The organism is Paenibacillus sp. CFBP13512 (genome assembly GCF_005233705.1).
Lineage (GTDB): Bacteria > Bacillota > Bacilli > Paenibacillales > Paenibacillaceae > Saccharibacillus > Saccharibacillus nuruki.
The window spans coordinates 173,457-190,463 of sequence record NZ_QGAD01000005.1 but is presented as its reverse complement, the minus strand read 5'-3'; the positions used below and the strand labels follow the sequence as shown (position 1 = coordinate 190,463).

The following is a 17,007-nucleotide window of genomic DNA, read 5'->3' as shown; positions in this document are numbered from 1 at the left end:
CATCAACATCCAAAGCGGCACCTGTCCCCTGCCATTTTGAGGGAAAGTCCTATCAGGCATACAAATGAAAATGTTTAGTCAACCGATATCGAATCTTGGTGCATTTCTTCGCTAGCTTCTTTTGGACGACCATATTCTTCTTCTGCTTGTGTCTCGCTCTTAATATCAATTTTCCATCCTGTTAATTTGGCAGCAAGACGAGCATTTTGCCCTTTGATACCAATCGCCAGAGATAGTTGATAATCAGGAACGATTACGCGTGCCATTTTCTCATCTTCAAATACTTGAACTTCCAGTACTTTGGATGGGCTAAGAGCATTAGCAACATACTCTTCAACACTATCAGAATAACGAACGATGTCGATTTTTTCACCGCGAAGTTCACCAACGATCATCTGTACACGTATACCACGAGGACCTACACATGAACCAACTGGATCTACTTCTTCGTTGCGTGAGAAGACAGCAATTTTAGAACGGAAGCCTGCTTCACGTGCTACAGAACGAATCTCAACCACACCATCGAAAATCTCAGGTACTTCAAGTTCGAACAAACGTTTAAGCAATCCTGGATGTGTGCGTGACAAAATGATCTGAGGACCTTTAGTTGTATTTTCCACTTTAGTGATATAAGCCTTGATACGTTCATTCATTGTGAATTTCTCGTTAGGCATTAATTCAGTTAGAGGAAGTACAGCTTCGATCTTACCAAGATCCACATAAATATTACGTGCATCTTGACGTTGAACGATACCTGTTACGATATCTTCTTCTTTGTCGATAAAAGCATTGTAAATCAAACCACGTTCTGCTTCACGAATACGTTGAGTTACGACTTGCTTCGCTGTTTGTGCAGCAATACGTCCAAAGTCACGCGGAGTCACTTCGATCTCAGCAACATCTTCCAACTGAAAGTTCGGGTTGATGTCGTGCGCAGATACTATAGAAATCTCTGTACGTGCATCCAAGACTTCTTCCACTACATTTTTACGTGCAAATACTTTGATAACTCCTGTATTGCGGTTCATATCAACACGTACATTTTGTGCTGCATTAAAATTACGCTTGTAACTGGAAATTAGGGCAGCCTCGATCGCTTCGAACACGATGTCTTTGCTGATTCCTCGTTCTCTTTCCAATTCGTTCATTGCTTCAATAAACTCCATACTCATGTGCTTCAAGTTCCCCCTTTCAAAAAACTACCGTTTAAAAAATGATTGCCAGTCTTGCGCTGGCTACTTTTTCATATGGAATAGTGTGAGTTTTTTTGCCCGCTTCGATCAGTAATTCTTCATTATCAAATGAAAGCAATCGTCCCTCAAATTCCTTCTGTCCATCCAAAGCTGCATACGTTGTTACAAAAACATCTTTGCCAACTGCTTTTGCAACATCTTCACTTTTCTTAAGTGGACGTTCTGCACCTGGAGAAGATACTTCTAGAAAATAAGCTCCCGTAATCGGATCATTGCCATCCAATTGTTCACTCATATATTCGCTGATCCGACTGCAATCTTCGATATCAATACCGCCGTCCTTATCCACGAACACTCGCAAAAACCAGTTACTGCCTTCTTTTACATATTCCACATCGACCAACTCGAAGCCATGCTCACTCAAAAATGGCTGTACCATTTCTTCTACGGTCGTTTTAATCTTCGGTGTGCTCAAACAATTCAACCCTCCATCACCTTAAAATCCTATATACAAAACATGTTGTTGAACCAATTCATTATTGCCGCTTTTTGTAGAAAATCGAACCAATTTACTTCTCTCGGTTCGATCTTCTGCGTCATTATTTCCTGTAAATGTATTCAACAACCGTATACCAAAGAGTAAAGAGTGGGTTTCCCCACTCTTCACAAAACGGTTTTATCTTCCTTATCACCTTAAAATTATATCATAATTCCAAAGGAGTGACAAGTAAATAACCTTGACTACAAGGTGTTAATGCTTGGTACATGACGCATCGTCTTGATTTAAAATAGAGACAGCTGATTGCTTTCTGGCAAGCCACGGAAACAACCCATTTGCGTCATCAATTCCACGATCGTTTTAGTCGCTTTGGATTTCTGTTGGAAATCTTCAATCGACAGATATTCTCCGTGTTGACGAGAAGCCGCAATATTACGTGCTGCATTATCACCAATCCCCGGTACAGCTGAAAATGGAGGAATCAAGCTATCTCCATCCACTGTAAATGTAGTCGCTTCAGAGCGATACAGATCCACCGGTTGGAATTTGAATCCACGTGCTGTCATTTCAAGTGCCATTTCTAACATAGGAATCATATTTTTTTCTTTGGTTGGAGCTTGGAATCCCATTTGTTCAATCTCGACAATTTTACGATAGATCGCTTCATATCCCTGACAACATAGATCAGGATCAAAGTCTTCGATCCGTACTGTAAAATAAGTCGCATAGTATTGAATTGGATAATACAGTTTGAAGTAAGCCGTCCGCACTGCTGAAATAACATAAGCAGCAGCATGGGCTTTCGGAAACATGTACTGGATTTTGAGGCAGGAATCAATATACCACTGCGGTACTTTGCATTTCTTCATCTCATCAATCCACTCTTGGGACAACCCTTTCCCTTTACGTACACTTTCAGTAATTTTAAAAGCAAGACTGGCATCCATACCTGCTTTGTAAATTAAGAACAACATAATATCATCACGACAACCGATTACTGTTTTGATATTACAGGTATTATTTTTGATCAAATCTTGTGCATTTCCTAACCATACCCCTGTTCCATGAGACAGACCTGATATCTGCAACAAATCGGCAAAGGAAGAAGGTAGCGATTCAATTAACATCTGGCGTACAAATTTAGTACCCATCTCAGGTACACCATAAGTAGCAACAGGGCTGCGTAATTGCTCTGCTGTAATCCCTAATGCTTCTGTCGAGTTAAACATACTCATGACTTTGGGATCATTCATCGGAATCTTCGTCGGATCTACACCTGTCAAATCTTGCAACATCCGCATCATGGTCGGATCATCATGTCCTAGTATATCTAGTTTGAGCAAGTTGGCTTCAAAAGCATGATAATCAAAGTGTGTCGTTTTCCACTCTGCATTCACATCATCTGCCGGGAACTGAACAGGTGTAATATCTTCTACATCCATATAATCCGGTACAACAACGATACCACCGGGATGCTGTCCTGTACTCCGTTTGACGCCTGTACATCCTGAAGCTAGACGGCTAAGTTCAGCATTACGCCATTTCTTCTGATGCAATTCTTCATATTTCTTAGCAAAACCAAATGCTGTTTTTTCCGCTACTGTACCAATGGTACCCGCACGGAATACATTTTTTTCGCCAAACAATTCTTTGGTGTAATTATGAGCTTTCGGTTGATAATCCCCTGAGAAGTTCAAATCGATATCGGGAACTTTATCCCCTTTAAATCCTAAAAACGTTTCAAACGGAATATCTTGACCTTCCCCTTTAAGCTTACCATTACAATCAGGACAGTCTTTGTCGGGTAAATCAAATCCACTCGGAATACTACCATCTAAAAACCATTCACTATGTCTACATTCTGGATTGGTACAGATATAGTGAGCAGGCAATGGGTTTACTTCAGAGATACCTAGAAACGTAGCTACAACAGAAGAACCTACAGAACCCCGTGAACCTACCAAATAACCATCTTGGTTAGATTTTTTAACTAATTTCTCAGAAATCAAATAGTTGGCAGAAAATCCGAACTTGATAATCGGTTCTAATTCTTTTTCAAGACGTTTTACAACAACATCTGGTAACTCTTCGCCATAGATCGACTTCGCTGTATCATAACAAGTATTTCGAATTTCTTCGTCTGCACCTTCTAAAATAGGTGTAAACAATTTTTCAGGGAACAGTTCAAACGATTCAAAACGTTCTGCTAATGCTTGCGTATTGGTGACAACGACTTCTTTGGCTTTGCTTTCACCCATAAAGCTGAATTCTTCGATCATTTCGTTCGTTGTGCGTAAATGAGCATCCGGTTTACGCTGATCTTTAAGCGGACTAAAACCGGTAATACCGTTAATCGTAATATCACGGAACAATTTCTGTCTCGGTTCCAAATAATGAACATTTCCTGTTGCGACTACCGGCTTGTCTAATTTAGCTCCGATATCATAAATTTTGTTCACAGCGATCTCTAACTCACGTGGACTGGCTACTAATCCTTTGTCTACGAGATGCATGTACATCGTTAGCGGCTGAATTTCTAATACATCATAGAATTGAGCAATTTCCTCGGCTTCTTCTACTGATTTATTAAGAACGGCTTCGAAGAACTCCCCTTTTTCACAACCAGAAAGAACTAACAATCCTTCTCTATATTCAGTCAATACCGATTTAGGTATACGAGCTACCCGTTTGAAGTATTGAGTATGTGATAAAGTGATTAATTTAAATAGATTCTTTTTGCCAATCTCATTCAATGCATAAATACCACAATGGAAAGGACGTACATTGGATAAATCTTGCCCTACAAATTCATTCAAACGATCCAAACGAGTTAAGCGACGTTCTTTATCCGCATCACTCAACAGTCCAAACAAAATGCCTCCAAGTGCTAGTGTATCGTCAATCGCACGGTGATGGCTTTCCAAAGAGACTTTATATTTCGAAGCTAATGTATTTAGACGGTGATTTTTCAATGTTGGATACAGTAAACGTGCTAATTCAAGAGTATCTAACACCGGATTTTCCATTTCTGGTAAATCGTGATTTTTCAGTGTGGCTTGAATAAAGCCAATATCAAAACGTGCGTTATGCGCGACTAGAATACCATCACCCGCAAATTCTACAAATTCACGAATCACTTGATCAATTTCTGGTGCTCCACGAACCATTTCATCCGTAATATTAGTCAACTGCTGAATGTTGTAAGGAATACGTTCATGCGGATCGACAAAAGTCGCATAGCGATCTAACTCTTTGCCATCTACCATTTTGATCGCTGCAATTTCAATAATTTTGTTCTGTGTAACCGATAGACCGGTTGTTTCTATATCAAAAACGATATACGTAGCTGTTTTCAAATCAATCGGTTGAGGATTGAGTACAATCGCTACGGCATCATTCACTACATTCGCTTCAAGTCCGTACATCATTTTGATACCATGCTTTTTAGCAGCTTTGTAGGCTTCAGGATAACATTGAACTCCACCATGATCGGTAACTGCAATGGCAGAATGTCCCCATGCCGCGGCTGTTTTGACATATTGATCAATCGGTGTAATCCCATCCATTGAACTCATTGTTGTATGCAAATGAAATTCAACCCGTTTTTCGTCAGCATCATCTTTGCGTCCAGCAGGAGCTTTAACTTCGCTTAGATCCGATGGAATCATGACAAGTTCTGGAATAGTCATAAAGCGATCGTATTCTACTCTACCACGAGCTTTTACCCATTTTCCATTGGCTAGTAAATTCATGATTTTGAGATCTTCTTTATTTTTAGCAAACATTTTCATTTGCAAGGAATCACTAAAGTCTGTTAAGAAATACGTAAATAATGTACTACCATTACGAAGCTCTTTGCTTTCTAAGCCAAAAATAGTTCCCTGAATCGTAATTTTCTTTTCTTCATCTTGAATATCTTGAAGTGGTGTAGGTTGTTCTTTGATCTCATAGCCGACTTGTAAGCGTACAGGCTCTCCATCTGCATCGGTATCTTCTTCGAACTCGGATTCCATACTGGTCATCAATTTCTCGATTTCTTCCAGTTCTTCTTTACGACGCTGTACATGGAATTCTTCTACAGCTTCAGTCGTATTTTCACCCACTTGAAGCTTGATCCGTAACGTAAGATTAAAATAATCTTGATAAAAGCGTACGATAGCTTGATCAATTTGCTTCTTTTTGGCAAGTTCTAGTGACATGTTATCACTCATCGTCACCGTAACTGTATGATCGTCTACCATATATTTAGCACGTGTCATCCATCCATTAACAGAAGGGATTTCACGTTGTACCCATTCCAAAAACATATTCCAGTATTCTTCTACAATCTGTACCACATCGACAGCTTCATCGTATTGAAACAGAAAGCGAATTTTGGCGATATGCCCCATCTTCTCTTGAATATGCAAGCAAAACGCACGATAGGTTGGTGCTGCTACTAATGTTTCTTTCGCAATCACGATTTTCCATTCTTTATTGCTACGACTAATCTCTACTCGATCGATCATACCATCTGCAAAATGAGGCTCCATTAATCCAGCAGGTACTTGTGCCTGGTTCATTAACAGTTCGAACCGTGTTCTTTTCTCTCCACTAACGCTCATAAGATCCCCCTTTCCAAAAAGCAACAAGCCTCCACTAAAGTTGGTATCAGACTGCCGTCTACTCCACTCTGTTGGAAGCTTGCCTGCTTCAATAGCTTTACATCGTTAGCTATATGTTCATTTCAGCCCTATACCAACAGCAGCTAGAAATTGAATTATACATTTATCCGATCTAGATAGATGACAGTCTAGATCTATAAGATATCTTAATAAGCACGAGCGAATACAACAGTATGTTTCGCAGGTTCACCTGTAACAAGACATCTTTCTTTTTGTACATCTAATTGGAAAGGAATATTACGGATCGTTGCTCCTGTTTCCTCTTTTACTTTCGCTTCGGATTCGATCGTACCATCCCAGCCTGCGATAAAGAAGCCACGTTTTTCTTCCATAATAGCTTTCATTTCATCCAATGTATCGACTTGGTGCATGTTTTCTTCACGGAAAGCAAGCGCACGATCGTACATTTCTTGTTGTACTTGATCTAACATATTTTGAACTTCAGTTACGATATTTTCAAGAGCCACTTGTTTTTTCTCGCCTGTGATACGAGAAACCAATACACATACTCCATTTTCCATATCACGAGGTCCAATTTCCAAACGAACTGGAATACCACGCATTTCATATTCATTGAATTTCCAACCTGGACGTACATCGGCACGATCATCAATACCTACACGTACTCCGGCTTTTTTCAATTCAGCAAATAATTCATCTGCACGTCCTACAACCATATCACGTGTTTTAGGAGGTCCAATTGGAATAATCATGACTTGTTTTGGAGCCACTTTAGGAGGTAAAGCCAATCCACGATCATCACCATGCACCATGATAAGCGCACCGATTAGACGTGTACTTACACCCCAAGAAGTGGTATGTGCATACTCTTGTGTATTGTCACGACTTAAGTATTGAATTTCAAAAGCTTCTGCAAAGTTAGTACCCATAAAGTGAGAAGTACCTGCTTGTACAGCACGTCCGTCTTTCATCATCGCTTCGATAGAATACGTGTCACGTGCGCCTGCAAATTTCTCAGAAGGACTCTTCTGCCCTGTAATTACAGGAATCGCTAAGAAACTTTCTACAAAATCACGATACACTTCAAGCATACGCATTGTTTCTTCGCGTGCTTCTGTTTCTGTTTCGTGAGCAGTATGACCTTCTTGCCACAAGAATTCACTTGTACGTAAGAAAGGCAATGTACGTTTTTCCCAACGAACAACATTAGCCCACTGGTTAATCAATACTGGAAGATCACGATAAGATTGAATCCATTTAGAATACATATGTCCGAACATGGTTTCTGATGTAGGACGAATAGCCAAACGTTCTTCTAGCTTATCTCCGCCTGCTTCAGTTACCCAAGGTAATTCAGGATTAAATCCTTCGATATGTTCTTTTTCTTTTTCAAAAAAGCTTTCTGGAATAAATAATGGGAAATACGCATTACGATGACCGGTTTCTTTAAAACGACGGTCTAAATCGTGCTGAATATGCTCCCAAATTTCATATCCATCCGGGCGGAAAACGATACAACCGCGTACAGGTGAATAGTCCATTAATTCAGCTTTTTTGATCACGTCGATATACCAACGTGAGAAGTCTTCGCTTTGTGGTGTAATTTCAGTTACGAATTGTTTGTCCTGCTTATCATTCGACATAAAAATGGATATCCTCCTGTAAGTAACCAAATATTTAGCGAGCAGATCTGAATAATATCAGAATCGATATCTGTTATTATTAGTCGCTCATTTTACCTTATTGTATCATGATTGTGAGTGCTTGTTGAATGATTTCAGACAAAGAAGCAAAAGAGTGATGATCTGCAACATCCTTCAACTTTACGCTGAGGCGTACATGTTGCATTTCCACCCTTCTGCTTCCGTGGTCTTTCTTTGAGTATATCATGTCTGTCTATACGCTACAGCACAGATATTAACCTTTAATTAAACGTACAATATCATTATAGGTTACAGCGATCATCAGCAAGAATAACATACCGAATCCGATTAAATGAACCAAACCTTCTTTGCTTGGTTCAAGTGGCTTACGACGTATCCATTCCACCAACAAGAAAATCAAACGACTTCCATCTAATGCTGGAATAGGCAATAGATTGAATATTCCCAAGTTGGTACTAATTAGTGCTGTCCAAAGAATCATACTATCAAGTCCCTGTCTTGCCACTTCAGTCGTAACTTGAATCGTACCTACAGGTCCTGCTAGATCATCTAAATGGAACTGTCCAAAAATTAACATTTTTAAACTTGTTAAAATCGTTGTACTCATATCGATAAAGCGTTCGCCTGCATAGCTAAATGTTTCACCAAAAGAAGCTGAACGAGTTTGAGGTTCTACAGCGACTCCTACTTTACCTACATTTTTTTCGTTTGCTTTAGGAGTAATAGTAACCGTCTGTTCTTGACCACCACGTTCAATCGTCCATTCCATAGGTTTACCTGCCGAAGATTCAATCAAACTAATCATTTTGACAGAATCTCCTGCAATTTCGGTTCCGTTAACTTTCTCCACTAGATCGCCTTTTAGCAACCCACTAGATTGAGCTGGAGAATCCGAAGTGACCTGACCCAAAATAACCCCTGTTGGATTTTCAACAGGTACACCTGTCATACGTACCAAGATCAGACAAAGAATAAAAGCAAGAATAAAGTTCATTGCAGGTCCTGCAAAAATAGACAATGCCCGTTGACCTACAGTTGCACTATTAAACTGACGATTGCGCGGTGCAATCTGAATATCTTGCCCTTTGATCGACATCATTGCTTTGGGATCTACATTAAATGTTTGAATATCACCATCAACATCCAATACAATTTTGAGATCATCAATAATATCAATTGATTGTACTTCGCCACGAATAACATTTTTACGATTATCTAATTGATCTACAAAAATCGTTTTAACGACTTCATTGGCTGTACGAATAGCGATCGTCTGTCCGGGCTGAATCTCAACCAGTTCAGGATCTTCACCAGCCATGCGGGCATAACCACCAAACGGCAGTAAACGCAATGTAAATACAGTCTCATCTTTTTTATATGAAAACAGTTTTGGGCCGAAGCCAATAGCAAATTCGCGTACTAATACTCCTGCACGCTTGGCAAAATAATAATGCCCCCACTCATGCACTGTAACAATAATAAAAAACATGAGTACCGTCATAACTACTACTTGAAGTGTCTCCAAATCGCCAAATCCTCCTTTTTCGCTTGCGACCGAAGGTCTGCACTTTTAGATTATCACTTTTGTACGGTCTGATACAAGCAGAGCATGGCGAACATCAAGAAATAAATTCCATTTCTGTTGATAATCCCGGTTATAGGCATAATCGTCATGATACAAAACCACTATCACATTATCTATACAACATACCATTCCTTTTACAATACTGAAAATGCACTGGCTCTTGCTCTAGTCTGTGCGTCGGTAGCATAAATGACTTCTAGCTCTGGATTGGCAATCACTTCATGCTGTTGTAGAGCATCCGCAATAATATCTTCGATCAATAAGAATGGAATTTCTCCATTTAAAAATCGAGCTACTGCAATTTCATTCGCTGCATTAAATACTGTCGGTGCTGTTCCGCCCAAACGTCCTGCTTCAAAAGCCATGCTTAGACAAGGAAAACGATTGTAATCCATTTCACGGAAATTAAGCTGCCCGATCTGAGCTAACGACAGACGCGAAGAAGGAGCTTGCTGACGATCAGGATACGTTAATGCATATTGAATCGGTACACGCATATCTGGATTACCTAATTGTGCAATAATACTGGTATCTACAAATTCTACAAATGAATGAATAATACTTTCAGGATGCAACAGTACTGAAATCTGATCATAAGGCATATCAAATAGCCAGTGTGCTTCAATCACTTCAAGTCCTTTATTCGCCATCGTTGCAGAATCAATCGTAATTTTGGAACCCATAGACCAGTTAGGATGCTTCAGTGCATCAGCCACAGTCACATGCTTCAATTGCTCTCGTGTAAGATCACGAAATGAACCTCCCGAAGCAGTCAACGTTAATTGATGTACACGTTCACGGGGTTCTCCATTTAGACATTGAAATAATGCTGAATGTTCGCTATCAATCGGCAACAATTGAACGCCTTTTTGTCTAGCACGAGCTGTAACTAGATGACCTGCTGTTACCAATGTTTCTTTATTCGCTAATCCTATCGTTTTGCCTGCATCAATCGCTGCAAGTGTAGATGGAAGCCCCATACTACCCATAACTGCTGTAACAACGGTATCTGCATCTGTTCCTGCTGCAATTTCAATCAATCCTTGCTCCCCATAGAATACTTCGATATGAGAAGGTAGTTGTTGCTTGATCTGCTCTGCTGATTGTTTAGAACCTACAGAAACTTTAGATGGCTTAAACTCCAATACTTGCTGAATCAACAATTCTATATTATTACCTGCTGCTAGTCCTTCAACTTCAAAAGCTTCAGGATGCGCACGAACAACATCTAATGTTTGAGTACCGATTGAACCTGTAGAGCCAAGAATCGCTAATTTTTTCATTGTGCACCCCGTTAGATTACAATAGGTTATCATTTAAATCCGTATCATTTAGAAAGGTAAAAGCAACGCAATATGAACAAGTGGAAATACCATTAACCAGCTATCACAGCGATCTAAAATACCACCATGACCTGGTAACAATTTTCCAGAATCTTTGATTCCATAGATGCGCTTGTATGCCGATTGAATCAAATCACCCATTTGTCCTACGACTGCCGCTGCTATACCTATTAATATCGCATTCGTCATTGGAAGAAGTTCTGGTGATATCAGTGAAAAGATAACAGCTACAATAATAGCAAATACGACTCCACCAATCGCACCTTCAACTGTTTTATTGGGACTGATCGAAGGCCATAGCTTATTTTTGCCTAGCATTTTGCCTGTAAAATAAGCTCCAATATCACTAGCCCAAATCGAAGCTAGCAACATAAACGTCCAAAATAATCCATGTCCGTCTGGTGTCTGACGTGTATCTGCAATATATGCAAACCCTGTACCTATATAAACGGCTCCGATGAACAATAATGCCATTTGTTTAATATCCACTTTATTTTTGGAAATAACAGTAATGGACAATAATAACAGCATCACAATCCACATACTGTGATCAACAGACAACGGCGGTTCAAGATTCATTAATGTCCATGGTAAAAGCATATATAGCACACTAATATAACCAATCACTGCCGGTGCTCCGAACGGAGCCGACTTTGTCATGATTACAAATTCATAATATCCAATAAGAGCCATCACCACGAGCAGCCCATGATAAGCATAGCCACCGAGCAGGCAAAGCCCTAAGTAGAGTATTCCGGCTACAATGCCAGTGATTATCCGCTCTTTCACAATCCATCCTCCATCCGAACAAATGGATATTCCCTGCCTATGCAGAGATCACCATTCATTTCAAACCACCATATCTGCGAGTTCTACGCTGGTATTCTAATACCGCTTCGATCATATGCTGCTTGCCAAACTCTGGCCAAAAAATAGGAGTGAACCATAATTCTGTATAGGCAAGTTGCCACAACATAAAATTACTCAGGCGAAGTTCTCCGCTTGTTCGTATAAGTAAATCAGGATCAGGCATCCCTGAAGATTGTAAAACGCGTTCAAAACTTTCAGAAGTGATATCTTCGATACGCATTGTACCTTTTTGTACAGCTTGAGCGACTTCTTTCACACCTTCAGTAATTTCATCACGACTTCCATAATTCAGAGCAAAAGTAAGAACCAGTCCTGTATTATTAGCAGTATCACGAATCGCTTTTTCTAAAGGCTCAATCGTATGAGGGGGTAATACATCTTTGTGTCCCATCAAACGAATCTGTACATTTTTTGCAATCAACTCATCCAATTCAGATGCTATAAATTCACCAGGAAGTTTCATCAAAAAATCGACTTCCTCTTTGGGTCTTTTCCAATTTTCAGTAGAGAAGGCATACATGGTTAAATATTGAACTCCCAAGTCATCCGCAGCAATTGTGGCACGCTTTACAGCCTTCATACCATTCTGATGACCCATTACACGCGGTAATCCCAAACTTTTCGCCCATCGTCCATTGCCATCCATAATGATAGCGATATGCTTTGGAATATTATCTTGCGAAAGCTCGGAGGAAACCTGTATCTCTTCCTTTTTCCACCACGAGCGAACACGCTTGAGCATCACTTTTCCTCCATGCGAGTAGTGAAAAGAGACAAACCCCACCTATTCGGAGGGGTCGTAAGTCTCTTACACTTCCATAATCTCTTTTTCTTTTGAAGCTAGTACATTATCAACTTCTGCAATGAATTTGTCTGTAAGTTTCTGCACATCTTCTTGATGACGACGTGATTCATCCTCAGAAATGTCTGTTTTTTCAAGCTTTTTAATATCTTCATTAGCATCGCGACGAATATTACGAATCGCTACTTTGGATTCTTCGCCAAACTTTTTAGTTAATTTAACCAATTCAGAACGACGCTCTTCTGTTAGAGCTGGAATACTTAGACGAACAATGTTACCATCGTTAGCCGGTGTAAGACCCAAGTCTGATTTCATAATTGCGCGTTCAATCTCAGCTAAAGAAGATTTATCCCAAGGCTGAATAATCAATGTACGTGAATCCGGTGTACTGATATTTGCCAACTGATTAAGAGGTGTCAAAGCACCGTAATATTCAACTTGTACACGATCTAAAATAGAAGATGAAGCACGTCCAGCACGAAGCGTGGACAGATCGCGGCTTAAAGCTTGAATAGCTTTCTCCATGCGCTCTTCTGCACTTGTTTTGATTGATTGTGGCATTAATCTACACTCCCTTTAACGATCGTCCCGATCTTCTCGCCGAGCACGACCCGTTTGATGTTTCCTTCTTCGGTAATCGCAAACACGATGAGTGGAATATTGTTATCCATACACAACGATGAAGCTGTAGAATCCATTACACCTAGATTTTGATTCAAGATATCCAGGTATGTAAGTTGTTCGAATTTTTGAGCATTTTCGTCTTTGAATGGATCTGCTGAGTATACGCCATCCACTTTATTTTTAGCCATCAAAATAACTTCTGCTTCGATTTCAGCAGCACGTAAAGCAGCTGTTGTATCTGTAGAGAAGAAAGGGTTACCCGTACCTGCTGCGAAAATAACAACTCGACCTTTTTCTAAATGACGAATAGCTCTTCTGCGGATATAAGGTTCTGCGATTTGTTGCATTGCAATAGAAGTCTGCACACGAGTAGGCACTTCAATCTGCTCTAATGCATCTTGCAAAGCTAAAGAATTCATTACAGTGGCAAGCATACCCATATAATCGGCTGTTGCGCGGTCAATACCGTTTGCGCTGCCCGCGATTCCACGCCAGATGTTGCCTCCTCCACATACAATCGCAACTTCTACACCCAATGCGACAACTTCTTTGATCTGATTGGCAATTGAGACGATTGTATCGGCATCAATACCGTATCCGTTTTGACCCGATAATGATTCACCGCTGACTTTCAAGACAACTCTTTTAAATACAGGTTTATTCAATTGTATACCCTCCACTTTGTGAAAATTAGTCCTGATGGTGATAAAGCCGGATAGGGCGCTGATACTGCCTGTTCCGGCTCTGCCATGAGGTTCTCGGAATGATAAGATTTTACAAAAGAAGGAACACAGTCTGTGTCCCTTCCTTCTGTTCTATTCTTAAATCGTGTTCCGGTTATTGTAAATCTTTAGTTCGCTAGTAGCGATTATTGATTTACTTGTGCCATAACTTCTTCAACAAAGTTGTCTTGTTTTTTCTCAAGACCTTCACCTAGTTCATAACGAACAAAGCGACGGATAGAAATATTTTCACCAATTGTGCTGATTTTTTCGTTCAACAATTGATCGATTGTTTTATCAGGGTTTTTAACGAAAGTTTGCTCCATCAAGCAATACTCTTCATAGTATTTACCGATGCGGCCTTCAACCATTTTTTCAACGATTTTTTCTGGTTTGCCTTCGTTCAACGCTTGAGCTTTCAAAATTTCTTTTTCTTTCTCAAGTGCTTCTGTTGGAACTTCTTCACGACGAACATACAATGGGCTAGCTGCTGCGATTTGCATAGCGATATCGCGTGCAAACTCTTTAAATTGGTCTGTTTTACCAACAAAGTCAGTTTCACAGTTGATTTCTACCAATACGCCGATACGACCGCCAGCGTGGATGTAAGATTCAACTACGCCTTCTGTTGCAGCGCGTCCAGCTTTACCAGCTGCTGCAGAAAGACCTTTTTCACGAAGTACGTCTACTGCTTTAGAGATATCACCGTTTGTTTCTTCAAGCGCTTTTTTACAATCTAACATTCCTGCGCCTGTTTTTTCACGAAGCTCTTTTACTGCGCTAGCATTAACTGCCATTGTTGTAACCTCCATATAATTAGAAATTTAGTTTTTTATACATCATCTTAAAAAAAGGGCAGTGAGAGGTTATCCACCTGCCAACCACCCTTTTTATTTTGTCATTCATTTAAAGACATATGAATAGAAACAATTATGCAGTTTGCTCGCCTTGGTTAGCTTCAACCACAGCATCAGCCATTTTTCCAGTCAACAATTTAACAGCGCGAATCGCGTCATCATTACCAGGAATAACATAATCGATCTCGTCTGGATCACAGTTAGTATCAACGATACCTACGATTGGAATACCCAATTTGCGTGCTTCTGCAACAGCGATACGCTCTTTACGAGGATCGATGATGAACAATGCGCTAGGTAAACCTTTCATGTTTTTGATACCGCCCAAGAATTTCTCAAGACGATCTTTTTCTTTGCGAAGCAAGATTACTTCTTTTTTAGGAAGAACTTCAAAAGTACCGTCTTCTTCCCATTTTTCCAACTCTTTCAAACGATTGATACGTTTTTTGATCGTTTCAAAGTTAGTTAGAGTTCCACCCAACCAACGTTGGTTGATGTAGAATTGACCAGAACGCTCAGCTTCTTCTTTAACAGAATCTTGAGCTTGTTTTTTCGTACCAACGAACAATACTGTACCGCCGTCAGCAGCGATGGATTTTACAAAGTTGTAAGCTTCATCAACTTTTTTCACTGTTTTTTGCAAATCAATGATGTAAATTCCGTTTCTTTCTGTAAAAATGTAACGATCCATTTTCGGGTTCCAACGACGTGTTTGGTGACCGAAATGTACGCCAGCTTCTAAAAGCTGTTTCATGGAAATAACTGCCATATCCATGTACCTCCTATTATTTTGGTTTTTTGTGTGCCTCCGCAAACGTCAACTTTCGGTAAAACTTTTCGTCTGAAAAGCACCTTTACCTGAAATCAGAATGCGTGTGTTTTAACACCATTAGTTAATATATCATATCAAATACATATTGTGCAACACCCAAATTGATTGATATGTAGTAGTCATCATATTCAGACGTGAAGCCGCCTTATAATGCAGCAATCACATTATTGAGACGGCTCATGCGTGATCTTATCAATAATTGAATCCAAATCTTCACCTGCACTCAAATTGAATGTGCCGATTTGTAATTTCGTATTGGCTTTAAGTTCAGAGACCCGATTCACAAATTCTTTTTGGCTATCAATAACACCTTTTGTTTTTAAATTATAAGCGATATCATTTAGCATTTCTCCACTTGTAATTTTAAACGTAGTCGGTGTATTCGGTTGCGTTGGAGAACTTGGAGTGCTTGTTTTTGGCGTTGTAGACTGTGTTGTACTTTTGGTTTCTGTCGACTCTGGTGTGGCTGGATTATCTGGAGTTGTTGGTTGCTCGCTAGTCGGCTCTTTGGTTGTTGTCTTGCTCGCTTCTGCCTTTTGAGCTTTAGCGGCTTCTTCTTTTTGCTTCTCTTCTTGCTGCAACTGTTTCCATTCATCACTGCTATACACTTTTTCTGTCGAATCATACACCTGCATATTTTGAGTCTGTGCTGCTTCTCTGATCTGTTCAGCGGTTAACTGAGTACCATCTAACATGGTCTGACCATTACCAATATTAAAAAGCTGAAGCAAAACAGCACCGATAATAATTCCTACACCTATACCCATTATTAAAGAACGATTTTTAATCACTTATGATCCTCCTGTTTAGCCAACTGCAAAATCAATTGTACTTCGCCTCGCTGTAAACCTACAGTTTTGGCAATAGTATCAATAGATTTCCCATTTTCATAAAGGGCAAACAGTTCTTGATAACGATCTTGAATACGTTCTGTCGTGTCTGGTTGCTCTTCTACAACCGGTTCACTGTACTGTTGCGCCATTCGTGCAGCTGATTCCCGCAACGCGTCTCCTTGTGTTCCTGTACCCTGTGTTTGCGTATATGCAGGATTCTGCATGGTAGCTACAGGTGGAACAGCAGATGGCATGATAACAGGATCAGGCTTTTGCTCCAGCTGGATCAAGCGTTGTCTCATCTCTGTTAATTGTTCTTGAAGAGCTAACTGCTTGGCAGTAGACTCTTGCTTGATTTTAGAGACTAGATCAATAATTTCTTCATTTTCCTTCTCGATCTCAGCCATGTAATGTTCTAATGTATCCTCGACTTTATCTACTGTAGCCATAGACTGAGCGGTTGCTGCTACATTACGAGCTTTGGGTAACAAAAATCCATATACAATCGCGACTGCTCCGATCAAAACAATATATATCCATCCTGGCAAATTCATTCAA

14 protein-coding genes are annotated in these 17,007 nt (G+C 39.9%); all 14 read right to left on the bottom strand.

The features are described 5' to 3' along the window. Positions 1 to 74: 74 nt before the first annotated feature. Positions 75 to 1,172: a transcription termination factor NusA gene (nusA, locus tag PaeCFBP13512_RS09595; RefSeq protein WP_069327341.1), complete on the bottom strand. Its 1,098-nt coding sequence runs from the start codon at positions 1,170 to 1,172 to the stop codon at positions 75 to 77. Positions 1,173 to 1,206: 34 nt separating this feature from the next. Continuing rightward, complete coding sequence (rimP, locus tag PaeCFBP13512_RS09590) at positions 1,207 to 1,668, bottom strand: ribosome maturation factor RimP (protein WP_069327342.1); 462 nt, start codon at positions 1,666 to 1,668, stop codon at positions 1,207 to 1,209. Between the two features lie 308 nt (positions 1,669 to 1,976). Beyond that, positions 1,977 to 6,296, bottom strand: a complete 4,320-nt coding sequence (locus PaeCFBP13512_RS09585; protein ID WP_137222735.1) for a PolC-type DNA polymerase III — start codon at positions 6,294 to 6,296, stop codon at positions 1,977 to 1,979. Positions 6,297 to 6,502: 206 nt separating this feature from the next. Then, on the bottom strand, positions 6,503 to 7,960 hold the full coding sequence (gene proS / locus PaeCFBP13512_RS09580) for a proline--tRNA ligase (RefSeq protein WP_137222733.1): 1,458 nt from the start codon (positions 7,958 to 7,960) through the stop codon (positions 6,503 to 6,505). Between the two features lie 274 nt (positions 7,961 to 8,234). Continuing rightward, a complete protein-coding gene (gene rseP / locus PaeCFBP13512_RS09575; RefSeq protein WP_069327345.1) occupies positions 8,235 to 9,506 on the bottom strand; it encodes an RIP metalloprotease RseP in 1,272 nt (423 codons plus the stop codon). Positions 9,507 to 9,700: 194 nt separating this feature from the next. Then, on the bottom strand, positions 9,701 to 10,849 hold the full coding sequence (locus PaeCFBP13512_RS09570; protein ID WP_137222731.1) for a 1-deoxy-D-xylulose-5-phosphate reductoisomerase: 1,149 nt from the start codon (positions 10,847 to 10,849) through the stop codon (positions 9,701 to 9,703). A gap of 48 nt (positions 10,850 to 10,897) precedes the next feature. After that, positions 10,898 to 11,698 (bottom strand): phosphatidate cytidylyltransferase, encoded by an 801-nt coding sequence (locus PaeCFBP13512_RS09565; RefSeq protein WP_137222729.1) that lies wholly within the window; start codon positions 11,696 to 11,698, stop codon positions 10,898 to 10,900. A gap of 55 nt (positions 11,699 to 11,753) precedes the next feature. Then, on the bottom strand, positions 11,754 to 12,521 hold the full coding sequence (locus PaeCFBP13512_RS09560; protein ID WP_069327348.1) for an isoprenyl transferase: 768 nt from the start codon (positions 12,519 to 12,521) through the stop codon (positions 11,754 to 11,756). 66 nt (positions 12,522 to 12,587) lie between these two features. Continuing rightward, positions 12,588 to 13,142: a ribosome recycling factor gene (gene frr, locus PaeCFBP13512_RS09555; RefSeq protein ID WP_069327349.1), complete on the bottom strand. Its 555-nt coding sequence runs from the start codon at positions 13,140 to 13,142 to the stop codon at positions 12,588 to 12,590. Further along, the gene (pyrH, locus tag PaeCFBP13512_RS09550; protein WP_069327350.1) at positions 13,142 to 13,870 is read right to left on the bottom strand and encodes a UMP kinase; all 729 of its coding nucleotides are present in this window, start codon (positions 13,868 to 13,870) and stop codon (positions 13,142 to 13,144) included. The genes frr and pyrH overlap by 1 nt, the downstream gene beginning before the upstream one ends. A gap of 203 nt (positions 13,871 to 14,073) precedes the next feature. Next, positions 14,074 to 14,724: a translation elongation factor Ts gene (tsf, locus tag PaeCFBP13512_RS09545; RefSeq protein WP_069327351.1), complete on the bottom strand. Its 651-nt coding sequence runs from the start codon at positions 14,722 to 14,724 to the stop codon at positions 14,074 to 14,076. 133 nt (positions 14,725 to 14,857) lie between these two features. After that, positions 14,858 to 15,553 carry a 30S ribosomal protein S2 gene (rpsB, locus tag PaeCFBP13512_RS09540; protein WP_069327352.1) on the bottom strand — a complete coding sequence of 232 codons (696 nt, stop codon included), beginning with the start codon at positions 15,551 to 15,553 and terminating at the stop codon, positions 14,858 to 14,860. Positions 15,554 to 15,780: 227 nt separating this feature from the next. Further along, complete coding sequence (locus tag PaeCFBP13512_RS09535; protein ID WP_137222727.1) at positions 15,781 to 16,407, bottom strand: hypothetical protein; 627 nt, start codon at positions 16,405 to 16,407, stop codon at positions 15,781 to 15,783. After that, positions 16,404 to 17,003 carry a DUF6115 domain-containing protein gene (locus tag PaeCFBP13512_RS09530; RefSeq protein WP_069327354.1) on the bottom strand — a complete coding sequence of 200 codons (600 nt, stop codon included), beginning with the start codon at positions 17,001 to 17,003 and terminating at the stop codon, positions 16,404 to 16,406. The genes PaeCFBP13512_RS09535 and PaeCFBP13512_RS09530 overlap by 4 nt, the downstream gene beginning before the upstream one ends. Positions 17,004 to 17,007: the final 4 nt, after the last annotated feature.

Coding starts and splice junctions, on each gene's coding strand:
- nusA (WP_069327341.1), bottom strand. CDS start 1,172: ATGAGTATGGAGTTTATTGAAGCAATGAACGAATTGGAAAGAGAACGA.
- PaeCFBP13512_RS09585 (WP_137222735.1), bottom strand. CDS start 6,296: ATGAGCGTTAGTGGAGAGAAAAGAACACGGTTCGAACTGTTAATGAAC.
- proS (WP_137222733.1), bottom strand. CDS start 7,960: ATGTCGAATGATAAGCAGGACAAACAATTCGTAACTGAAATTACACCA.
- PaeCFBP13512_RS09570 (WP_137222731.1), bottom strand. CDS start 10,849: ATGAAAAAATTAGCGATTCTTGGCTCTACAGGTTCAATCGGTACTCAA.
- PaeCFBP13512_RS09560 (WP_069327348.1), bottom strand. CDS start 12,521: ATGCTCAAGCGTGTTCGCTCGTGGTGGAAAAAGGAAGAGATACAGGTT.
- frr (WP_069327349.1), bottom strand. CDS start 13,142: ATGCCACAATCAATCAAAACAAGTGCAGAAGAGCGCATGGAGAAAGCT.
- tsf (WP_069327351.1), bottom strand. CDS start 14,724: ATGGCAGTTAATGCTAGCGCAGTAAAAGAGCTTCGTGAAAAAACAGGC.
- rpsB (WP_069327352.1), bottom strand. CDS start 15,553: ATGGCAGTTATTTCCATGAAACAGCTTTTAGAAGCTGGCGTACATTTC.
- PaeCFBP13512_RS09530 (WP_069327354.1), bottom strand. CDS start 17,003: ATGAATTTGCCAGGATGGATATATATTGTTTTGATCGGAGCAGTCGCG.